Here is a 21,041-nt window from a genome sequence, read left to right on the forward strand (position 1 = left end):
TCGGTGCCGAGTGCGATCGCGCGCAACTGCTGCCGACGGCGGCAGGCGTTGAGATGGTGTCGCGAGGAGAGGACAAACCGCCGGCATGCGACTGCGTTTTGGCCGCTGCGTGGAATCGTGGCCACGTCGCCTTCGATCTCGTCGCCACCGCGTCGCCGTTCGGGACAGCGGCCGACGGGTTCGACATCATGCGCTGGCCGCGATCGGCGCGATCAGGTCCCTGAAGTGCCACAACATGTCAGTCGACGGCGGACGAGCCCGTTGACCTTGTCGAGAAGAACAGGCGTCGAGAAGGCGAGCCAGGACACCCGCGCACTTGGATGTTCCGCGGTGTGTCGTCAGGTCTCGATGATGGCCATGATTGCCGCGGCAAAAGGGGCTGGGTCGAGGTCGCCGCGCACGGCGAGCTGCTGGCGGTAGCCGTCGCAGAGCGCAACGAACGCTTCGGCGGTCCGGGCGGCTTCCGCCTGCTCGCGGTCGGGCAGGAGCGCCGCGACCGCAGCACGCAGTTCGTCGAGCTGCTGCCGGACGAGGGCGGCCAGCGGTTCGGAAACCGCGGCCTCGGCGTAGATCTGGGTCACCAGACGGGCGTGGTCCTCTTCCCGGGCAAGCGTGCGGATGTGCTCAAGGAAGTCCCGCACGGACCGGGCGGTCAGCTCGGTGGGCAGCGCTTGGCCCGCCTGCTCGCAGATGGCGGCGACGATCTGGTCTTTGCCTTTGAAGTACCGGTAGATCGCCCCGGTGGACAAGCCCGACGCTTCGACGAGATCGGCCATGGACGTGCGGGCGAAACCATGCGTGGCGAAGCGGGCGCGGGCGGCGTCGATGATCTGCTGACGTCGCGCGTCGAGGTGTGCTTGAGTGACTCTCGGCATAAAGAACGACCATTCGTTTTATCTGGTATAGTCCGAACCATACCCCAGCTCGCGTCTTCGGGAGGCATTCGTGCGGTACCGGGTTTCCGGAAGACGGAGCGGCTCGCGAAGTGCGCCGCGCGAATACGCGGAGGCTCCGCTGGCTCGCGGTTCGACGGCGACCAGAGCCTTCTCGACGGCCGGTTCTGTTCCGTGGCCTGATTCCCGATCCGCCGACACCTGGAGTGTGCATGTCCGCAGCCCGCATCGCCGCGATCAACTTCGAATGCGCCGACCCCGCCGCCCTGGCCCGGTTCTGGGCTGACTTGGTCGACGGCGAGACGGTGGTCGAGACGCCGGGATTCTGTGCGGTCAAGGCCGGTCCGCTTCACCTCGGTGCGGTCAAGGTCGCTGACTACCGGCCGCCCACCTGGCCCTCCGCTCAGCGTTCGCAGCAGATCCACCTCGACGTCGCCGTAGACGACCTCGACACCGCCGAACGCAAGGCGATCGGGCTCGGAGCCACCAAAGAAGCAGTGCAACCTGGTCCGGAGCGCTTCCGGGTGCTCCGTGATCCAGCCGGTCATCCGTTCTGCCTGCGGGCTTGATCTCGCCGTTGTGCGATCCAGTCGTGCAATCCGTGGGCACTCGTGCCGGCGCGCCGGGCACAGGTCCAGGCCGCGGGACGGTCCACGCCCCACCGCTTCGGCTGTTCGCCATGACGACGCCGGCAGCGCAGGAGCGCATGCGAGACCCGACAGCTCTCAGCCTGTGCTCTCCAAGGAGAAGGGGGTCCTGGCCGAGCGCCCGCCCCGGGCAGTTGCACAGTGGCGATGGCCTCGGCTTCCGCTTTCACCCTGCGCGCATGGCTTCCGCCGACGCAGCGGACACCCACGTGGTGACTCGGCTGTGCTTGCCGAGGTGCGTGTGCAGCCAACACCGTCACGCGGGTTCAGCCTCGGCGCTGCCTTCCTTTACGGGTCCCGGTGGACCGCGATCTCGTTCTCCTCGTGCTGGATTCCAGCAACGGCGTGTACTGCGAAGCGCCGCTGGTGGCATCGCTCGCCGAGGCGAGGGAGATCGCCTCCACCGTGCGGACCTAGCTCGCGTGGTATCCCGATTGCTGGGCCTTGGTCTCAGCACCCGGTCGAACTATCGGTACTTCGAGGAAACGGCCGTCTGTGCCAACCTGGCTGCGACGCCTTTATGACTGCCGCTGCGGAGCATCGACGAGGTTGGCGTAGCCGCCATGATGCTTGCTACTGTTCGGGCCCGGCTTCCTGCGTCGAGTCAGACTTCAGGAAAGACGGTCGGTATGGTCGCGGCCTTCTGCGCGGCCGAGTATGCCTTGGCGACGCGCTGGGTCACCGACGGGTCGCCGCGCGTCTCGATCACCGGTTCGGTCGCCTGGCCGCCATCGCGGGATGCGCGACTGTACAGAATCGTTTCGGCCCAATCGGTCACGTAGGTAAGATCGGCGTGTACTGGCGGCTCCAGGGAGAATGACGCGCCCGCCTTCGGGTCGAGGCGCAGGGTCCAGTACACGGCGCCGCCCGGGCCATCGCTCAGCTCGTAGGTGATCGTGTAGTCGCGGTCCAGCTGTGCACAGGCGGAAGCGACTTCGGCAGACCCGCCGAGCAACTCGTTCATTCGGTCGACGTGTTCTCGGGACATGAAGATCAGCTCGGCCAACGTTCCTCCCCATCACGGGCGATGAGAGCTCTAGCGTATGGCTGCGAGTCACTGGGGTCTTTATCCAGAAGTTGCGACAAGACGGCGGTACACATCGACAAATGTCGCTCCCGTGGGTCGCGCGCACCGCACGGTCGCTTGCCTTCGTTTTTTGACGTTGTGGCGGCAGCCGTCGAGGGTCCGGTGTCGAGCCCTGGTGGAAGAACTCCTCGCCGTCGCCGACTTCGTGAATGATCCACCGGCGAGTGGAACGAACAACTGGAGAATCAGAGCGGAGGCAAAGTAGACGGGTGTGCCAGCTATGCCGCCGATGACAGCAAAAGCAGGCTGGCGGCACCGCGCAACGACAGCGTTGCCGACGACAGGCTCGGTCACCGTTCAGCGTCGCTGAGGGTGAGGACGTCGCATGCGACATTTGTCGTGCGAGATGCGCCGGTTCCCCGATGATGTGTCGCTCGCGTTCCGGTCGTTCAAGTTGGAGGATGAGCCGATGGCAGACGGCCTGCAGGGCATGGGAAACGTCGCGGCGGGAAGGTGGTGCCGACCAGCGGCCGCCGCCTCCCTATCGGTTCAGCTGCCATCCGCGAGCTGTCACTTTGGTGACGACGACAACGTCCGGGGCCGTCGGTTGGCAGCAGCTCGTCAGGGAAACCGCTCGTGAATGGTCCGAGGCAGGGACCGGGCAACCGATCATCTTATCACCGTCCACAAAGGAACAGCTTGAACGGAGGCACGCGATGCTCGGTCAGCAGCTGGCATATCCGGTGGCGAGAACCGTTGACGCCCAGGACACCGTCGCGGGGATGACGTTCCCCGATCCGTACCGATGGCTCGAGGACGAGTCCGATGAATCGATGGCCTGGCAGCGGGAGCAGAACGCTCTCACCGACGCGTTCGTCGAGGGATGGCCGCATCTGGCCAGGCTCCGTGCCGTGATCGAACACTACGTCGCGGACGGCACCGGTTCGCCGAACTGGATGGTTGAACCGGTGCCGCGGTTCGCCGGCGGCCGATGGTTCCGGCTCGACCGGACTCCGGCACCGGAATACCCGGACCGTGCCGTCCTCATCGTCTCCGACGAGCCGGAAGGCTCCGGGCGGGTGCTCTACGACCCCAACGCCGCCGGGGACCAGCAGATCTCGTGGCTCGCTCCGTCCCCGGACGGCCGAAAGGTCGCCTTCGCGGTGTGTGCGAACGGCTCGGATCTGGGCGAGATCTACTTGCTGGACGTGGAAACCGGTCGTCGCCTGGCGGACCGCATTCCACATCGGACGCTGGGTCCGCTGGTCATCCCGCAGTGGCTGCCGGACGGTTCGGGGTTCTTCTACACAGCCGGCATCACGTCCGAGGGCGGCTTCGCCCTGCGATTGTACCTGCATCTGGTCGGGAGTCCGGTCACCGCCGATCCCGAACCGGTCGACGCCGCCGACGGGCCGACTGTCCAAGTTGCCGCGGACGGCCGCCACGCCGTCGTGACCAGCGTTTGGCCCTTGCCGCAGTACGTTTGCGAGCTGCCGGAGCGGCAGTGGCGTCCGTTCGTGCAGGGCATCGACTCATCCGTCGCGGGCGTCATCGACGGGGATTTCTACGTCGCAGTCACCAACCACGACGCGCCGCGAGGCCGCGTCGTCGAGATCCCTTTCGACGGACCGAATCCGTCGGACCCGGCCACCTGGCGCGAACTGGTCCCGGAATCCGAGCGCGTGCTCGGCAACCTCCGGCTAATCGGCGGGCGGCTGGTGGTGACCGGGTCGGTCGACACCGAGGGCAGGGCGTGGGTCTTCGACCGCGACGGAACGGAACTGGAGGAGGTGCCGCTGCCCGGTCGGGGCGCGCTGCCTCTCGACGTGCTTCCCAACGCCACCCTGGCTCCCGACGGGCATCCGGACGAGTTCGTGTTCTTGTTCTCGACTCCGGTGTCGTCGCCGGGACTGTACCGCTACCGGCTCGGCTCCGGATGCGTCGACACCCTGCGCGCACCACGAGCTCGGCTCCGCGGCGTGGCCTCCTCGCTCCGCTGGGCGCGGTCCGCGGACGGCACCCGGGTGCCGTACCACCTGGTCCGGCCGGACGGTGCCGGAACAGGCCCGGTGCCCACCCTCGTCAGCGGATACGGCGGCGGCCGGGTCTCGTGGCCCGCGCAGTTTTCCGGCCCGGTCGCGGCGTTCGTCGCGGCCGGCGGCGCGCTCGCCATCTCACACCAGCGCGGCGGCAGCGACCTCGGATCGGACTGGGCCGACGCCGGGCGCGTCGAGCACAAGCAGAACAGCTTCGACGACCTTTACGCGATCGCCGAAGACCTCGTCGCCACCGGGGTGACGACCACCGAAAAGCTAGCGCTGACCGGCTGGAGCAACGGCGGCATCATGGCCGGGGTCGCGTACGCGCAGCGCCCGGATCTGTGGGCAGCCGTGGTGGCGCAGTGCCCAGTGCTCGACATCGTCGGAACCCACCGCCACCCGTACGGCCGGTTCGCCGTCACCGCCGAATACGGCGACCTCGACGACCCGGACGACGTCGCCCGTCTCGCCACGATGTCGCCGTACCAGAACCTGAAGGACGGCGTGGCCTACCCGGCGCTGTATGTGCACACCGGGGGAGCGGACGTAGCGTGCCCGCCCGGCCCGACACGCAAGTTCATCGCCCGGGCGCAGGCTGCGACCAGCGTCGTCGGTCCGGCATTGGTGCGGGTGTGGGACGAGGTGGGGCACGGCATGGCCACGAGCCGATCGGAGAGCATCACCCACGCGACCCACTGGCTCGCCTTCCTGATGCGACAACTCGGCATGGTGCCGCCCGAGGCTGGGCGACACACCCGATAGGCGCCCGCCGTCAGCGTCCCCCGGGCCGGATCCCGCACGCGTGTCGTGCTCGTCCACCTCGGCAAGTGCGCCGTCGCAAGCGGGATCGGATGCCTCCTCTCCAAGAGGCTTTCCCGGACGTTCGCCGGCTCGAGTTGCGCAGATTCGTCTGCCTGCACGGGTGCGCCGGAGAACCTCCCCGCGTCGCGTGTCAGCTCACCTCTCGCGGTCCGACGATGACCGATCCCGGTCGACACTGGCCAAGTGGGCGCGAACGCGAACGGCGGTGCCCCTACGCCGATCTTGAGCCGGGCCATGGGGCAGGCGGAGTAAGCACCGCCGCGCCCTGGACGGCTGGGCGGTCATCCGGCACCCGTCATTTTCACCGTCTTCATCGGGAACTGGGAGTTGGTGCGTGCGACCCCGGGCAAGCGCGTAAGGGTGCTCATGTACACCTGCTCGTAGGCGGCGAGGTCGGCGACGGCCACCCAAAGGACATAGTCGGGTTGACTGAACAGGCGGAAGCACTCCTCGACCGCGTCGATCTCCGCGATCCTGGCTTCGAATGCCTCGATGGTGTCAATGTCCTGCGTGGCCATGTCAATGTGCACGAGCACGCGGAAACCCCGGCCGAGTGCGGTGGCGTCGACGGCGGCGTGATAGCCCGTGATGACACCGGATTCCTCCAGCGCGCGCACCCGCCGCAGACACGGCGACGGCGTCAGACCCACTTTGTCGGCGAGCTCGGTGTTGGCGAGGCGTCCGTCAGCTTGCAGATGGCGGATGATTGCGCGGTCTATCCTGTCCATGAGCAAAAGATGCCACATGTCCGCGCCAGCGAAGTCATGTTTAGGCTTCGGGTGCGCTGACTCGTTGACAATGTGCTGTGCATGGGCGAGGCCCAGCCCGCTCACGGGGCGTGGTCCTCGCGGGCCTAGTCCGTCAGATTCACGGTGACCGCGAAGGGAATTTGGCCGGGCGCTGGCCACTCCACGGGATTGCGGACCAGCCGGGCGATCGCGGGCTGGATTCCGCACGCCGGGACCGCATGTTGATCTCCGCGACCCGATCGGCTGCCTGACGGTGCCTGGATCGGGCGGACGCAGTGGCCGGGGCGGATGCGCGATCTCAGCTAATGTCCTTCACGATCCGGCCGCGCTGGACCACCGTTTTGACCTGGCCGGGGTCGTCGAAGACGGGCGGACCGGAGCCGAAGACCGTGAAATCGGGCAGTTTCCCGGACCGATGGTGCCGATCTGGTTCTCCATGCGCAGCACTCGAGCGTTGTCCCGGGTCGCGGACAAGAGTGCCTGCACAGGGGACTCGACATCGGATCGCAACACCAATTCGCGCCCACGATGTGCCTTGTTCGGGCCGACGTAGTCCGAACTGGAGCCGACGAGCACAACGGCTGCGCGCGCCACGCGGATGACATCGATCATCCCTTCGAGGGCCTTGCCGATCCGGCCACCCATGTGCGCCGACAAGCCGACGTCGGCGGGGTCCGTCAAGAGCGCGTGCACGACGGCCACAGTAGGGACAAGGGCCACGCCGCGCTTGGCCATCATCGTGGCCATGTGATCGTCGATCTGGGAGCCGTGTTCCACGTATTGCCCGCCCACTTCGATGTCCGTGCGCAGGTCGGCGTTATTGTGCGCCTGCACGTACGGTATCGATCGTCCATTGTGGAACGCATGGTTGCTCTTCTCGCTCGCAAGCGTCGATCCGATCTCGACCGCCTGTTTCGTTCACGACCACCGTCATTCGTTGTCGAGAGAGAGCGTGGGCCGCGACAGTTGTCTACCGCGGCCGGGGCTATTCGCCCAGCAGAATTGGCGAGACCGCGGATGCGAGGGAAACGGCCCGGAAAATGCTCCGGGAACCGTCAGGGAGGAAAGATGAGCGCGGAACTCGGCGCAGACGCAGTGGTGGTGGGCGCGGGGGTGATCGGCTCGGCCATCGCGCTGGAGCTGGCCAGAGCCGGACGCCAGGTGCGGGGTTGTTCGCGGTGCTCATCGGTTTGACCGAGGCTCCTTCGTGGGGCTGGTCGTCCACGAAGTTCGTTGCGCTCCTCGCGGCGGGAGCGGCGCTCCTGGTCGCGTTCGCAGTGGTCGAAGTGAAGATCGAGCGGCCATTGATCGACCTGCGTATCGGCGGGAAGCCGGTGATCGTCACCTGCGTGGCCGCATTCGCGGTCGGCTGGGCGACGTACGCGGTCTTCCTTTCCATCCCGACGATCGTGGCGGCGCCTCCCGCCGCCGGATACGGACTCGGCGGGACGGCCGCCACCGCCGGATTGCTGTTGCTGCCCGTGGGCGTGGTCGGTGCGGTAGCGGCGACCGTGACCGGACGGCTGGAGCGGCTGCTCGGCAGCAAGACGCTGATGACCTTGTCCTGCGTGCCGGTGGTGGCCTCGTCAGCGATCCTGTTCCTGGCCCGGCACGACGCCGTCGTGCTGGCGCTCGCCGCGGGTCTGGGAGGGCTCGGCGTCGGCGTCGGGCTGACCGAGGCGATGAACATCGTGTCGTCGTCCGTGCCCGCGGAGCGTCTGGCCAGTGCCAGCGGCTTCATTCTGATCGTGCGCACCGTTGCCGGGACGCTGGGCGCGCAGGTGTCAGGCAGTGTCCTGGCCAGCGACCTCGTTCCGGGGACGCCCTTGCCCACGTGGGGTTCCTTCAACGCGACCTTCGTCATCGCGAGCGCGGTAGGCCTCTTGGCGATCATGGCGAGCCTGACGCTGCCGCGACGACTGGCGGCGGCATGATCACCCGCCACAACGACCAGCCAGCCGCGACCGCAAGCCAGTCCGGCTCGGAGCGCACGAGCGCACTAGGAGGATGCATGGACCACCACGCTGTCGCGAAGGACTGGGCAGGAGAATTGACCGCGGTCCGGCACGATGAGAAGACCGGCGCGCACTTCGTCATCGCGGTGCACTCGACGCGGCTCGGTCCTGCGACGGGCGGTACCCGCGCGATGGTGTACCCGGACGTTGCGGATGCCGTGGTGGACGCCCGGCGGCTCGCCGGCGCCATGACCTACAAGACCGCACTCGCCGGATTGCCGATGGGCGGTGGGAAATCGGTCATCGCGCTGCCGGCGCCGCGGGCGGAACTCGACTCCGCGACCTGGCGGCGCATCCTCGACGTGCACGCCGCGAACCTCCAGCTGTTCAACGGTTCGTTCTGGACGGGCCCTGATGTCGGCACCGAGTCCGCCGACATGGACGTCCTGCGTCGCAGCACCGATTACGTGTTCGGCCGCTCGCCCGAGGCCGGCGGCCCCGGTTCGAGCGCGGAGAACACGGCGGTGGGCGTTTTCGCCGCCGTTCGAGCCGCCGCGCGGGAGGCCGGCTGCGGGGAACTCGCCGGACTGCGAGTGCTTGTCTCGGGGCTCGGTGCCGTCGGGTCAAGGGTGGCCGAGTTCGCCCGCGAGGCGGGTGCCCGGCTCATGGTCGCGGACATCGCCGACGACCGCTGCGCGCCGTTCGCGGAGCAAGGTGCCAGGCTGGTGCCGGTCGACGAGGTGACCACGACCGAATGCGACCTGCTCGTTCCGTGTGCCACCGGCGGGCTGATCACCGAGCAAGTAGCCGAAACCGTGCCGTGTGCGGCGATCGCTGGCGCGGCGAACAACATCCTCGGCGACGACGCCGCCGCTGAGGTGCTGCGGCGGCGTGGAATCTGCTATGCGCCTGACTTCGTCACCAACGCCGGCGGGGTGATCCACCTCGTCGGACGTGAGATCCTGGGGTGGTCCGCGGACGAGGTGCTAGCACGGGTGCAGGAGATCGGCCAGACCGTCGAAACGATCTTCAAGACGGCCAGTACCCAGGACATCAGCACGGACGCCGCGGCGCGGCAGCTCGCGGAATCCAACCTCGCCGCCGCCCCGCCCGGTCGGGTCAGCTGATTCGGCACCGATCGAGGGGCTCCGGACCCGCCGGAGAGCCACGCAGACGCTTCCCGGGAGCGGGCGAATCGCCCGCACACTGCCGCAGGCCCGCCACGCTCTACTAACGACCGATAGTATTGCCTGGTCGGGCACTGTGGCGCGAGGAGGTCGTTCATGACAGCGGGGATTTCCGAGCCGGGGCCTGGCTGCGCTGATCGGTCGCCCGCCGTATCGACCACCTCACCGTTCCTGCTCACCGAAGATCCGTCGGTCGCCGACCGGATCGCCGCGCTGGGCGAACCGCGCCGGTACCGGGCCGGCGAGTTCGTCTACCGCCAGGGCTCCACCTCGGAGTACTTCTACCAGGTCAAATGCGGGCGGTTGCGGCTCTATCTCACCCGTGCGGACGGCTCCGAGCGCGTGCTGTCGTACGCCGAACCCGGCGCCGGGTTCGGCGAGTCGACGTGTTTCGACGGACTGCCGCGGTACGCGTCCTGCGTCGCGATCACCGACAGCGAAGTCCTGGCCATCAGCCGGCAGGCGATCGTCGACATCGGCCGCCGGCGTCCGGAAATCCTGCTCGAGATGACCCGGCGAGTCTCGCGCAAGTCGCGGCTGTTCGCCATGCACATCGCCGCTGACGGCCTGCCGGCCCGCGGCCGGGTCGCCCTGCTGTTCGACCACCTGGTGGAGGCTTATGGCGTCGAACGGCCCGACGGGTCCGTCGGGCTGCGCGTGCAGTACTCCCTGGACGAACTGTCGTTGATGGTCGGCGTGACCAGGGTGACCATGAGCCGGGTGCTGGCCCAGCTCATCGAGGACGACATCGTGCGCCGCTGTGGGCGGCAACTCGTGCTGCCGAGCCTGGACGCGCTGCGGCGGGTGGCCGGCGACTACCGGCCCTGACCGGAATACGCCGGCCGAATTCGCGGCCGCGTATCGCATGTTACGGACAGTCCCGCCGGTCCGGAGAGACGCTCTCGGTCGTTCGTCACCTACGAAGTCGTGGAGTGTGCATGACGATCGACGCCAGGCCGGTCGACCGGCCTCACCAGGCGGACGTCGCGCTGGAGGACCGTTTCCGGCTGGAGGATGGCCGCGTCTTTCTCACCGGCGTGCAGTCGCTGGTCCGCGCTCCGATGGACCAGGCGCGGCGGGACCGTCGGGCCGGGCTCAGGACAGGCACGTTCATCAGCGGGTATCCGGGCTCGCCGCTCGGCGGATACGACTTGGCGCTCCAGCAGAACCGCGAGCTTCTCGCCGAGTACGACATCGTGCACCAGATGGGCCAGAACGAGGAGCTCGCGGCGGCGGCCCTCATGGGAACGCAGTTGCTGGAACGGTATCCGCACAGCCGGTACGACGGGGTGACGGGGTTCTGGTACGGCAAGGGGCCCGGCCTCGACCGCGCCGGGGATTCCCTGCGCCACGGCAACTTCGGCGGCACGACCGCCAACGGCGCCGTGGTGATCCTCAGCGGCGAGGACCACGAGGCGAAGAGCTCGTCGCTGCCGTACGAGCAGGAGTTCGCCTTCGCCCACGCCGGCATCCCCGTGCTCTATCCGTCCTCGGTGGAGGAGTTTCTCTCCTACACCCTGCACGCGGTCGCGATGTCCCGGTTCTCCGGCTGCTGGGTCGCGATGAAGCTCATCGGCCAGCTGTGCGACGGCGGCCAGACGATCGACCTGTCCCCGGACAGCCCCCGCATCGTGGTGCCCGAGTTCGAGATCGACGGCAAGCCGTTCCGCAAGCGGCAGGAACACAATTTCTTCCCCGGCGCGGTGGTCGAGACCGAGCGGCACGTGTTCACCGAACGCCATCCGGCGGCGATCGCGTACGCCCGGGCCAACGGCCTCAACGAGGTCCGGGTCCGCAGCTCTGCCGACACCCTCGGCCTGATCACCGCCGGGAAGAGCTACACGGACACGCGGCAGGCGCTGAGCGATCTGGGGATCGGGGAAGACGACCTCCGGGCCGCCGGCGTCCGGCTGATCAAGGTCGGTGCCCTCTATCCTCTCGACGACGAGTTCGTCCGCTCGGCGACCGCTGGCCTCGACGAGGTCCTCGTCATCGAAGAAAAGCGGCCCATCCTCGAAGACGCAGTCAAGGCCGCGGTGTGCAACCTCGCCGACGGCCCGCAGGTGCACGGCAAACGCGACGCCGGCGGCAAGCCCCGGTTCGCCGAGTACGGCAGCCTCGACGCTGATGCGGTCACTGCCGGGCTGGCTCCGGTCCTGCGGGCGCGCCTCCGCGAACGGATCAGCATCACCCGCCGGCTCGACGAGTTGGAGAAGACGCGTGCGCGCGACTATGCGGCCACGTTCAAGCGAGCCCCCAACTACTGCTCAGGGTGCCCGCACAACGTCTCGACGAAGGTGCTCGACGGTCAGGTGGCGTGGGGCGCGCCGGGCTGCCATATTTTCGCCGGTATCATGGAGCAGCCGGAACGGCGCATCGACGCGGCGTTCCCGCTCGGCGGCGAAGGCGTGGCCTGGATCGGCCTGAGCTCCTTCACCGATCGGGACCACGTCATCCAGAACCAGGGCGACGGCAGCCTGTTCCACTCCAGCTACTTGAGCATCCGGTTCTCCATCGCCGCGGGCGTCAAGATGACCTACCGGATCCTCTACAACGGCGCCGTGGCCAACACCGGGGCGCAGAAACCCATCGGTGCCTCGGAAGTCCCCAAGCTGGCCAAGTTGCTCGCGCTCGAAGGCGTCACCAAGATCGCGATCATCGCCGAGGACCCGAAGGTCTACCGCAAGGCCGATCTGCCCGCCATCGCGTCCGTGCACGATGCCGGTGCGGTCGATGCGGTGCTCCGCGACTTGGAGCAGACCGACGGCGTCACGATTTTCCTGTATGACGGTGAATGCGCCAACGAGCGCCGGCGCCGCCGCAAGCGCGGTACCGCGCCGAAGGCGACCAAGTTCGTCGTCATCAACGAAGACGTGTGCGAAAACTGCGGTGACTGCGGCGAGATCACCAACTGCATGTCGCTGCACAAGACCGACACGGAGTTCGGCCCGAAGACACAGGTGCACCAGTCCTCGTGCAACCAAGACCATTCGTGCCTCAAGGGCGACTGCCCGTCCTTCCTGACGGTGTACAGCGAGGACGGTCTCGCCAAGCCGGCCTACACCCCGGTAGGCCCAGACGAATTGCCGGAACCTGAACGGCCCGCGCTGGATCGCCCGTACCACGTCTTCATTCCCGGGGTGGGCGGCACCGGCGTGCTGACGCTCAACTCCATGCTCGCGTGGGCCGCGCTCATCGACGGCGCCGAGGCGGTCAGCTACGACCAGACCGGAGCGGCTCAAAAGTGGGGCTCGGTGCTCAGCAGCCTGGTGCTCAGCCCGCGCGGCACCCGGGCCGCCGGGAACAAGGTCGGGGTCGCCAAAGCGGATCTCTACCTCGCGGCCGATGTCATGGCCGCGGCCGACCCGGCGAACCTGGACCGCTGCTCTCCCGAGCACACCGCGGCCGTGATCAACACTGGCCTGCTGCCCAGCGGCGAGATGATCCGCAACAGCCGGCTGGAAGTCTCCGCCGATCCGATGGCCGAGTCAGTCGCGCGATTCAGCTCGCGGGTGGTCACCGTGGACGCGCGGGCGATCGCCGAAACGGTGTTCGGCGATTATATGGCCACGAACATGGTCTCCCTCGGTGCCGCGTACCAGGCAGGGCTCCTCCCGATCTCCGCGACGGCGATCGAACGCGCCATCGAGCTCAACGGGACGGCGAAAGCCCAGAACCTGCAGGCATTCCGGTACGGCAGGCTCGCCATGACCGACCCGGGCCGCGTCCGCGACCTGATCTCCCCGCGGCCGCGGGACGCCGAAGCCGAGAGGCAGCACGCGCGAGGGCAACTGAAGGAAAAGGACCGGGCCGCGTACGACGCTCTGATGGACCGGGTCGGTCCATTGTCCGAAGAGGACCGTCGGCTGCTGGCCGTGCGGATCGGCGAGCTCATCGCGTATCAGGATGCCGGGTACGCCACCCGTTACGTCGATGTCGTTCTCGACGTCGCCGAACGAGAACGCGCGCGGCTGGGCGAGCGGACGGGCCTGGTGATCACCCGGGAAGTCGTCCGCAATCTGTACAAGCTCATGGCCTACAAGGACGAGTACGAAGTCGCCAGGCTCCACCTGCGGGCGAGCCGGGAGCAGAAGGCGGCCAGCGTCTTCGCCGGTGCCACCAAGGTCAAGTACAACCTGCACCCGCCGATACTGCGCGCGATGGGGATGAAGAACAAGATATCGATCTCGGAGCGCTGGCTGAATCCCGCCTTCACCGGCTTGACCTGGATGCGCCGGCTGCGCGGGACACGGCTGGACCCGTTCGGCCGCGACCGCGTGCGCGTGGAGGAACGCCGGCTCATCGGCTGGTACATCGACCTCGTCCAGTCCGCGATGGACGAACTGAAACTGCAGAACAAGGCCGCGGTGCTGGACATCGCGCGGCTGCCCGACAGCATCCGCGGCTACGAGGACATCAAGCTGCGCTCGGCCGCGGAAGCGGTGGCCCACGCGGAGGTCCTTCGCGGACGGCTCGCGAACACGTTGTCCCTGCCCCTGCTGACGAACACGGAGAACTGACCGCCATGCCCGACAAGACCACCACTGCCGACTTCACCGGCGACTTCGAGAAGGATTCGGCTCTCGCGTCGGAGCACTTCGCAGCCCTGGACGTGGAGATCGCCGCGCTGCCGCCCAAACCCGAACGCTCCGCCGACGACCAGGCCCGCGCCGACGAGATCCTCGAGCGGGGCCGCGCGGCACGGGAGAAGTTCCTCGGCTGGCACGTCGAAGCCGTGTACGACGCGGTGACTGAGCACTGCACCCGCAACCTCCGGGTCGCCGAGATGGCCTATGCGGTCGCCGACCTCGTGCCCGGTCTCGTGCCGACCCGTGCCCGCATCGCCGAAGAACGCCGGCACCCGCAGAAAGACAAGGAAGGCTGGGAGTTCGACCAGGGCATCCTGATTTCCCGGGTGCTCGACAACGCGCGTACCGGCTACCACCTGATGCACGCGATGACTCAACCGCGCCGCGAAGCCCTCGAACTGCTCGACGAACTGCGCCGGACCGACCGGGTCGACCTGGGCACCAGCCTGGTCGAGCGGCGCGGCAACGTCGGGCACCTGACGATCCAGCACCACAAGTACCTCAACGCCGAGGACGACGAGTCCACCGCGGCGATGGAGACCGCGACGGACCTCATCCTGCTCGACGACCGCATCGATGTCGGCGTGCTGCGCGGTGCCGAGGCCGTGCACCCCAAGTACGCGGGCCGTCGCGTCTTCGACAGCGGCGTGAACCTCACCCGGCTCTACCACGGCGAGGTCTCGCTGATCGAGTTCTTCGTCGAACGCGAACTCGGTCTGATCAACAAGTGGTTCCGGGGACACTCCCTCGGCACGGGCGAGGTGTCGATCGTCGAGAACCGGCACGAGAAGCCGTGGATCGCCGCCGTCGACACCCACGCCATCGGCGGCGGCTGCCAGTACCTGCTGGTCATGGACCGAGTCGTGGCCCGTTCGGGCGCCTTCGTGAACCTGCCCGCTCGCAAGGAGGGCTTCCTTCCCGGCTGCGGCAACATGCGGCTGCCGCGGTTCGTCGGCGAGAAGGTGGCCCGCCAGGGCATCTTCTTCAACCGCGACATCTACGTCGACTCTCCGGAAGGCCGCCAGATCGTCGACGACCTCGTCACGGACGAAGCCGGGATGCAGGCGGCGATCGCGGAGGCGGTGGACGCCCTGTCCGCCACCGGTTCGGTCGGGGTCAACGCCAACCGCACGCAACTGCGGGTGGGCGCCGAACCGCTCGAGATGTTCCGCCACTACATGGCCAACCACGTGATCGGCCAGGCGCGGTGCATGTACTCCCCGGCCATCATCCGCAACCTCGAGTTGGCCTGGGACCCCAAACGGCGCGGCGGTGTCAAGTGAGCACCAGTGAACCAGGCTCTGCGGCAATATCGGGACGGTCCGGCACCGTCGCGAAGATCGTCGGCGACGCGGACTGCGTGCACCGGGGCGGCTACGACGTCCTGTCCACGCCCTCGGTCGTGCGGCTGCTCGAGGAGGCCGCGATGGCCGCCATCGAACCCGCCATCCGTCCAGGCCAGGACAGCGTCGGCACCACGGTCGACATCGCCCATGTACGCCCGAGCGTGCGCGGCCAGTCAGTCACCGCGCGGGCCACTGTGACCGCCGTCGACCGGCGCCGCATCTCTTTCGAGGTGGAAGTGACCGACGACGTGGAGGTCATCGCGCACGGCCGCCACGAGCGCTTCATCGTCGACGACACCGCGCTCGAGGGAAGGCTCGCCGAGAAAGCCCGCTTGGCGGAACGGACGCGCGAAGAACAAGGGACGACGGCGTGAGCACCCCGCCAGCATCCGCGTTGTCGTACGCCTGCGGCGTCGCCGACCGGCCGCTGCTGGGGGAGACCATCGGGGCCAACCTGCGGCGGATCGCCGACCGGCACGGGGACCGCACCGCGCTGGTCGACCTGACCCACCACGCCCGCTACACCTTCGAGGAGCTGTGGGCCGAGACCGGGCGGGTCGCGGCCGGGCTGCACGACCGGGGCGTGCGGCGCGGCGACCGCGTCGGAGTGTGGGCGGCCAACCGGCACGAGTGGGTAGTACTGCAGTTCGCGGCGGCGCGGCTCGGCGCCGTCCTGGTCACGCTGAACCCGACCTATCAGACCGCCGAGCTCGCCTATGCCCTCGCGCAGTCGGAGACGTCGCTTCTGCTGCACGCCGCGTGGTTCAGGACGACCGACTGCCGCCAGGTCGTGGCCGACGCCCGCGAACGCTGCCCCCTGCTGCGCGAGACGATCGTGTTCGAAGAAGGCTGGACCGACCTCGACGGAGACCTTTCCGCGGTCGAACGCTGCGAGAGCGAAGTCGACTTCGACGATCCGGTCGCGATCCAATACACCTCGGGCACTACCGGGCGGCCCAAAGGCGCCACCCTCACCCACCACAATCTGCTCAACAACGGGTACACCGTCACGTCGGCCATCGGCTTCACCGAACGCGACCGGGTGTGCGTGCCGGTGCCGCTCTTCCACTGCTTCGGGATGGTCCTCGGCACGCTCGGCGCGAGTTCGCACGGAGCCGCGCTCGTGCTGCCCGGCGGGACGTTCGACGCCCTTCGCACCCTGGAGGCCGTGGCCGCCGAGCACTGCACGGCGGTCTACGGCGTGCCCACGATGTACCTGGCCATGCTCGAACATCCGGACGTGGCCGACTTCGTCCACGACGACCTGCGCACCGGCCTGATCGGCGGTGCGCCGTGCCCGCCCGACTTGGTGCGGCGGATCCGCACCGAGTTGCACGTGCCCGAGCTGTCGACGGTATGCGGCATGACGGAGACCTCGCCGATCTCCACCCAAACCTTGCCGAGCGACCCCGTCCGAGCGCGCGACGGCACAGTCGGCCGGCCCGCCCCGCATGTCGAGGTCAAGATCGTGGATCCGGTGACCGGACTCACGGTGCCGGTTGGCGCCGTCGGAGAGCAATGCACCCGCGGGTACGGAGTGATGGCCGGTTACTGGGACGACGACGCCGCGACGCGCGAGTCGATCAGCCCCTCCGGCTGGATGCGGACGGGCGACCTGGCTGTGATGGACGAGAGCGGCTACGTGACTCTCGTCGGCAGGCTCAAGGACGTCATCATCCGCGGTGGCGAGAACATCTATCCTCGCGAAATCGAAGAACTGCTGCGCGAACACCCGGCCGTCAGCGATGTATATGTCATCGGCGTGCCGCACGAGCGCTACGGCGAACAAGTGATGGCTTGGGTCCGGCTGCGCACTGGTGCGCACGCCGTGGCCGACGAGCTCGCCGAGTTCTGCTCCGGCCGCATCAGCCGTTCGAAGATTCCTTCGCTGTGGCGGTTCACCGACGACTTTCCCGCTACGGGCAGCGGAAAAATCCAAAAGTTCCGCATGCGCGAAATCGCCGTCGCTGAACTCGGGCTCGGCGAATCCGCCTCGCCCGCGCTACCGCATCAGCAGCCGACGTCCGTGTAGCCCTTTGCTTCCCCGCACCTCGCCCGGAAGGAACCCCATGGTCAGAACAGACGGACCGCGCGGCAATCCGATGACAAGGATCGCCCTGGCGAGCATGATCGGAACCGTCATCGAGTTCTACGACTTCTTCGTCTACGGCACCGCCGCGGCCTTGGTGTTCAACAAGGTCTTCTTCCCGGAACTGGGCGCTGCGCGTGGCACTGCGCTCGCCTTCGCCACGTTCGGTGTCGCCTTCGTGGCCAGGCCGCTGGGGGCAGTCGTCTTCGGCCACTTCGGCGACCGCATCGGGCGCAAGCGCACGTTGGTGACCACACTGCTCATCATGGGGTTCGCCACCGTCGCGATCGGGCTCCTGCCGTCGGCGAGTTCGGTCGGGATCGCCGCACCGCTGGCGCTTGTGGTCCTGCGCGTCGCCCAGGGCGTGGCTGTCGGGGGAGAGTGGGCCGGCGCGACGTTGCTGACCGCGGAGAACGCTCCGAAGGCCAAGCGGGGCAAGTACGCGTTGTACCCGCAGCTGGGGCCGTCGGTGGCCTTCGCGTTGTCCAGCGCGACCTTCCTGGGCACCGCGTTGACGATGAGCAACGAGGCTTTCGTCGCATGGGGCTGGCGTCTGCCGTTCCTGGGCAGCCTGCTGCTGGTGGCGCTAGGGCTCTATGTCCGGTTGAACCTCGAGGAAACCCGCGAATTCGCGACGGCCAAGGCGAAGAACTCGGTTGCCAAGATTCCGATGTTCGAAGTGGCCACCCGTCAGCCGTTGCAGGTACTCATGGCCGCCCTCACCACAACGACGGTCTTCGCGTTCTTCTACATCGGCGTCACGTATCTGACCACCTATGGCACTGCCGTGCTGCACCATCCGCGCACGACAGTGCTGGCGTTCGGGATTTTCGGCGGAATCGCCTTCGCGGTGACCACAATCCTCGGCGCAATCGCGTCGGACCGGTTCGGTCGCAGGCGGACGGTCCTTGTCGGCAACCTGGCGTCGGCGGCGGTCGGCCTGGCCATCTTCCCGATACTCGACCTCGGGACCCCGCTGGCGTTCGTCGTCGGGCTGTGCGTGCTGCTAGGGGTCGTCGGCATCGCGTACGGCCCGGTCGGGGCCTTGCTCCCGGAACTGTTCGCCGCCCGATACCGCTACACCGGTGCTGGCCTCGCCTACAACCTCGCCGGTGTCGTCGGCGGCGCGGTTACGCCGCTGTTCGCGACGCAGCTGGTGGTTGCCTACGGGAGCACCGCCCTCGGCGGGTTCCTCTGCGGACTGGCTCTGCTCAGCACGCTTTGCACCTTGGCGCTGCGCGACACCCGCGACCTCGACATGGCCGATGCCCCTGTCGGCTCTGGCACGGGACAGCCGGGGACCGGGGCATCGCTATCATCACCGGGTGGCGAGTTCCAAGACGTCGGCGGGGCGTAGCGAGGGCAAGACGGCCGTGAGTCCCGGTGCCGTCCGAGAGGCCGCGTTGACGCTGTTCGCCGAGCGGGGCTATCACGGCACCGCGCTGAGCCAGATCGCCGAGGCGCTGGGCATCCGCACGCCGAGCCTGTACAACCACATGAAGGCCAAACAGGACCTGCTGCGCGACATCATCCGGGAAACCAGCGAGCAGGTGTGGTCGGACCACGAGCAGGCGGTGCACGGGGTGGGCGACGTCGTCGAACGCTTGCGACGGTCCGTGCGCGTCTACGCCCTGCGGCACGCCACGCGCCGCCGCGAGGCGCTGATCGTGAACCGCGACGTCGCCAGTCTCGAAGAACCCGTTCATTCGGAGGTTCTCGAACTCCGTCGACGCCACGCGAACGCGATCCGGGACCTGATCGAGGAGGGGGTCGCCGCCGGCCGGTTCACGGAGGAAGACCCCACCCTGGCCGCCTTCGGCATCCTCGAGATGTGCGTGAGCATCGCCCGCTGGTTCCGCGAGGACGGCCCGCAGTCCGCCGAAGCCGTCGCCGAGACGTACAGCCGCTACGCACTCCGCATCGCCGGCCTGCACTGAGCGAGCCTGCCACCGGGCAGGGCTGAGGCCGCGAGGGTGCGGAACCCGCCTGCTGAGCCCTGGCCTTCTCGTCGCGACTGGCATCGAGTGCCCGGGCGTTCTCCTCTTGTGGGTTCGGGAAGCGCTGACTATGCTCTTGAAGCTAACTATCATTAGTTAGTCGCAGGAGTGCTCATGCTCAAAGTCGAGCTGATCCGTCCCGTGCCCCAGCTGCTCGTCGAGCAAGCCGAGCGATGGGGAGACAAGATCGCTTTCAGCGACGACCGCCGATCGGTCGGTTACCGGGAGCTGGCCGAGCGGACCCGCAGGGTGGCGGGCCACCTCGCCGCCGCGGGGGTCGCCAGCGGCGATCGCGTGTTGATCTACCTGGACAACAGCACTGACATCGCCGAGGCATACCTCATGACGACGAGGGCTTCGCTGGTCGGCGTTTGCGTGAACGCCGATGCCGCTCCTGCGGAGATCGAGTACATGTTCGCTGATTCCGGCGCATCGGTGATCGTCACGGACCGGGCGCACGCCGCGCACGCGCGCCAGCTGGCGGGCGTCGGGGGAGCTGTGGTCCTGGTGGTCGGATCCGGGCGGATCGACGGCGCACAGTCCTATGAGGAGCTGGCCGGAACCGAGCCCGACCGGCCGCCGCGCGACGACCTCGGCCTGGACGAGGTCGCGTGGATGCTCTACACGTCGGGCACCACCGGCCGGCCGAAAGGGGTGCTGCTGACCCAGCGAAGCTGCCTGTGGGTGGTCGCCGCCTGCTGGGCTCCGATCGCCGGACTGTCCGAAGAGGACCGGGTGCTGTGCCCGCTCCCGCTGTTCCACTCGTACGCGCTGGTCCTGTGCGTGCTGGGCGTGTTCGCCACGGGAGCGTCCGAGCACATCATGACCAAGTTCTCGCCGCGACGGGTGCTGGAGCTGGTGGCGGCGGAGAACTTCACGATCTTGCCCGGGGTGCCGACGATGTTTCAGTACCTCGTGCATTCCGCGCGGGAGCGCACTGTCCGCAGTGGTGGGTTGCGGTTGTGCGTTTCGGCCGGGGCGATCCTGCCCGTCGCCCTGAACTCCGAGTTCGAACAGGTTTTCGGGGTGCCGCTGATCGAGGGCTACGGGATCACCGAAACCTCGACGATGGTCACGATGAACACCGTCGAAGGCGGGCGGGTGCTGGGCTCGTGCGGACTTCCGATGCCGGGCGTCGGCGTGCGCCTGGTGGATCCGGCGACCGGCGACGACGTGGCTGTGGGCGAGGAGGGCGAAGTCTGGGTCAGCGGACCCAACGTGATGCGTGGCTATCACAACCGTGTCGAGGCGACCGCCGAGGTGCTGCGCCACGGCTGGTACCGGACCGGGGACCTGGGGCGGCGTGATCCCAACGGGTTTCTGACCATCAGCGGCCGGACCAAGGAGCTGATCATCCGGGGCGGGGAGAACATCTACCCCGCGGAGGTCGAAGCCGTGCTCCTCAAGTCGCCGCAGGTCCGCGACGCAGCCGTGGTGGCGCGCGACCACGCCGACCTCGGCGAGGTGCCGGTGGCGTTCGTCGTCGCGGAGAATCCCGGGACGCTGGACGTCGAGGCGCTGCTGCGGGAGTGCGCTCGCGAGCTCTCCGGGTTCAAGGTGCCCGCCGAAATCGTCGAGGTCGAGGCGATTCCCCGAACGGCATCGGGGAAGATCATGCGCTTCCTGCTCCGGGAGCAGCTGCCCGCGTCCACCTGAAGACCCTCGCGCGCCATTGACCCGGGCACCTTCTGCCTCTACAGT

General features: G+C 68.0%; 16 protein-coding genes. 12 read left to right on the top strand and 4 right to left on the bottom strand.

All coding sequences use genetic code 11. The annotated features are described in order from the left end of the window. Positions 1 to 338: 338 nt before the first annotated feature. Positions 339 to 875 carry a TetR/AcrR family transcriptional regulator gene (locus tag L942_RS41285; protein ID WP_037370803.1) on the bottom strand — a complete coding sequence of 179 codons (537 nt, stop codon included), beginning with the start codon at positions 873 to 875 and terminating at the stop codon, positions 339 to 341. A 230-nt stretch (positions 876 to 1,105) separates the two neighbouring features. Here L942_RS41285 and L942_RS41290 point away from each other — a divergent pair, with 230 nt between their 5' ends. After that, a complete protein-coding gene (locus L942_RS41290) occupies positions 1,106 to 1,462 on the top strand; it encodes a VOC family protein (RefSeq protein ID WP_037370804.1) in 357 nt (118 codons plus the stop codon). A gap of 682 nt (positions 1,463 to 2,144) precedes the next feature. Here L942_RS41290 and L942_RS41295 read toward each other — a convergent pair. Beyond that, positions 2,145 to 2,546 carry a hypothetical protein gene (locus L942_RS41295; protein WP_051166591.1) on the bottom strand — a complete coding sequence of 134 codons (402 nt, stop codon included), beginning with the start codon at positions 2,544 to 2,546 and terminating at the stop codon, positions 2,145 to 2,147. A 737-nt stretch (positions 2,547 to 3,283) separates the two neighbouring features. Between L942_RS41295 and L942_RS41300 the strand changes: the two genes are divergently transcribed. After that, positions 3,284 to 5,368: a prolyl oligopeptidase family serine peptidase gene (locus L942_RS41300; protein ID WP_037370805.1), complete on the top strand. Its 2,085-nt coding sequence runs from the start codon at positions 3,284 to 3,286 to the stop codon at positions 5,366 to 5,368. 341 nt (positions 5,369 to 5,709) lie between these two features. Here the strand turns inward: L942_RS41300 and L942_RS41305 are convergent, their stop codons facing one another. Further along, positions 5,710 to 6,261, bottom strand: a complete 552-nt coding sequence (locus tag L942_RS41305) for an Lrp/AsnC family transcriptional regulator (RefSeq protein ID WP_326929393.1) — start codon at positions 6,259 to 6,261, stop codon at positions 5,710 to 5,712. Positions 6,262 to 6,489: 228 nt separating this feature from the next. Next, the gene (locus L942_RS41310; RefSeq protein ID WP_051166592.1) at positions 6,490 to 7,011 is read right to left on the bottom strand and encodes a hypothetical protein; all 522 of its coding nucleotides are present in this window, start codon (positions 7,009 to 7,011) and stop codon (positions 6,490 to 6,492) included. A gap of 206 nt (positions 7,012 to 7,217) precedes the next feature. Here L942_RS41310 and L942_RS41315 point away from each other — a divergent pair, with 206 nt between their 5' ends. The 10 genes from L942_RS41315 (at position 7,218) to L942_RS41360 (ending at position 20,996) form a co-directional block, all read left to right on the top strand. Continuing rightward, positions 7,218 to 8,111, top strand: a complete 894-nt coding sequence (locus L942_RS41315) for an MFS transporter (RefSeq protein ID WP_440201370.1) — start codon at positions 7,218 to 7,220, stop codon at positions 8,109 to 8,111. Between the two features lie 77 nt (positions 8,112 to 8,188). After that, complete coding sequence (locus tag L942_RS41320) at positions 8,189 to 9,259, top strand: Glu/Leu/Phe/Val dehydrogenase dimerization domain-containing protein (RefSeq protein ID WP_037370806.1); 1,071 nt, start codon at positions 8,189 to 8,191, stop codon at positions 9,257 to 9,259. A 156-nt stretch (positions 9,260 to 9,415) separates the two neighbouring features. After that, on the top strand, positions 9,416 to 10,147 hold the full coding sequence (locus tag L942_RS41325; RefSeq protein ID WP_037370807.1) for a Crp/Fnr family transcriptional regulator: 732 nt from the start codon (positions 9,416 to 9,418) through the stop codon (positions 10,145 to 10,147). 110 nt (positions 10,148 to 10,257) lie between these two features. Continuing rightward, complete coding sequence (locus L942_RS41330) at positions 10,258 to 13,839, top strand: indolepyruvate ferredoxin oxidoreductase family protein (RefSeq protein ID WP_051166594.1); 3,582 nt, start codon at positions 10,258 to 10,260, stop codon at positions 13,837 to 13,839. 5 nt (positions 13,840 to 13,844) lie between these two features. Then, positions 13,845 to 15,191 (top strand): enoyl-CoA hydratase/isomerase family protein, encoded by a 1,347-nt coding sequence (locus L942_RS41335; RefSeq protein WP_037370808.1) that lies wholly within the window; start codon positions 13,845 to 13,847, stop codon positions 15,189 to 15,191. Further along, positions 15,188 to 15,628: a thioesterase family protein gene (locus L942_RS42430; protein WP_051166595.1), complete on the top strand. Its 441-nt coding sequence runs from the start codon at positions 15,188 to 15,190 to the stop codon at positions 15,626 to 15,628. Before L942_RS41335 ends, L942_RS42430 begins: the two co-directional genes overlap by 4 nt. Continuing rightward, positions 15,625 to 17,286 (top strand): AMP-binding protein, encoded by a 1,662-nt coding sequence (locus L942_RS41345; protein WP_051166596.1) that lies wholly within the window; start codon positions 15,625 to 15,627, stop codon positions 17,284 to 17,286. The genes L942_RS42430 and L942_RS41345 overlap by 4 nt, the downstream gene beginning before the upstream one ends. A gap of 37 nt (positions 17,287 to 17,323) precedes the next feature. Next, complete coding sequence (locus L942_RS41350; protein WP_081655437.1) at positions 17,324 to 18,700, top strand: MFS transporter; 1,377 nt, start codon at positions 17,324 to 17,326, stop codon at positions 18,698 to 18,700. Beyond that, on the top strand, positions 18,669 to 19,280 hold the full coding sequence (locus L942_RS41355) for a TetR/AcrR family transcriptional regulator (protein ID WP_037370809.1): 612 nt from the start codon (positions 18,669 to 18,671) through the stop codon (positions 19,278 to 19,280). The genes L942_RS41350 and L942_RS41355 overlap by 32 nt, the downstream gene beginning before the upstream one ends. A 174-nt stretch (positions 19,281 to 19,454) precedes the next feature. After that, a complete protein-coding gene (locus L942_RS41360; protein ID WP_037370810.1) occupies positions 19,455 to 20,996 on the top strand; it encodes a class I adenylate-forming enzyme family protein in 1,542 nt (513 codons plus the stop codon). Positions 20,997 to 21,041 lie beyond the last annotated feature (45 nt).

This window comes from Amycolatopsis orientalis DSM 43388 (assembly GCF_000411975.1).
Classification (GTDB): domain Bacteria; phylum Actinomycetota; class Actinomycetes; order Mycobacteriales; family Pseudonocardiaceae; genus Amycolatopsis; species Amycolatopsis orientalis_D.

What these genes read in the sequence shown, in the direction of transcription:
- L942_RS41325 (WP_037370807.1), top strand. Translation starts at nt 9,416, where the DNA reads ATGACAGCGGGGATTTCCGAGCCGGGGCCTGGCTGCGCTGATCGGTCG.
- L942_RS41315 (WP_440201370.1), top strand. Translation starts at nt 7,218, where the DNA reads ATGCTCCGGGAACCGTCAGGGAGGAAAGATGAGCGCGGAACTCGGCGC.
- L942_RS41320 (WP_037370806.1), top strand. Translation starts at nt 8,189, where the DNA reads ATGGACCACCACGCTGTCGCGAAGGACTGGGCAGGAGAATTGACCGCG.
- L942_RS41360 (WP_037370810.1), top strand. Translation starts at nt 19,455, where the DNA reads ATGCTCAAAGTCGAGCTGATCCGTCCCGTGCCCCAGCTGCTCGTCGAG.
- L942_RS41285 (WP_037370803.1), bottom strand. Translation starts at nt 875, where the DNA reads ATGCCGAGAGTCACTCAAGCACACCTCGACGCGCGACGTCAGCAGATC.
- L942_RS41330 (WP_051166594.1), top strand. Translation starts at nt 10,258, where the DNA reads ATGACGATCGACGCCAGGCCGGTCGACCGGCCTCACCAGGCGGACGTC.
- L942_RS41335 (WP_037370808.1), top strand. Translation starts at nt 13,845, where the DNA reads ATGCCCGACAAGACCACCACTGCCGACTTCACCGGCGACTTCGAGAAG.
- L942_RS41290 (WP_037370804.1), top strand. Translation starts at nt 1,106, where the DNA reads ATGTCCGCAGCCCGCATCGCCGCGATCAACTTCGAATGCGCCGACCCC.
- L942_RS41350 (WP_081655437.1), top strand. Translation starts at nt 17,324, where the DNA reads ATGGTCAGAACAGACGGACCGCGCGGCAATCCGATGACAAGGATCGCC.
- L942_RS41300 (WP_037370805.1), top strand. Translation starts at nt 3,284, where the DNA reads ATGCTCGGTCAGCAGCTGGCATATCCGGTGGCGAGAACCGTTGACGCC.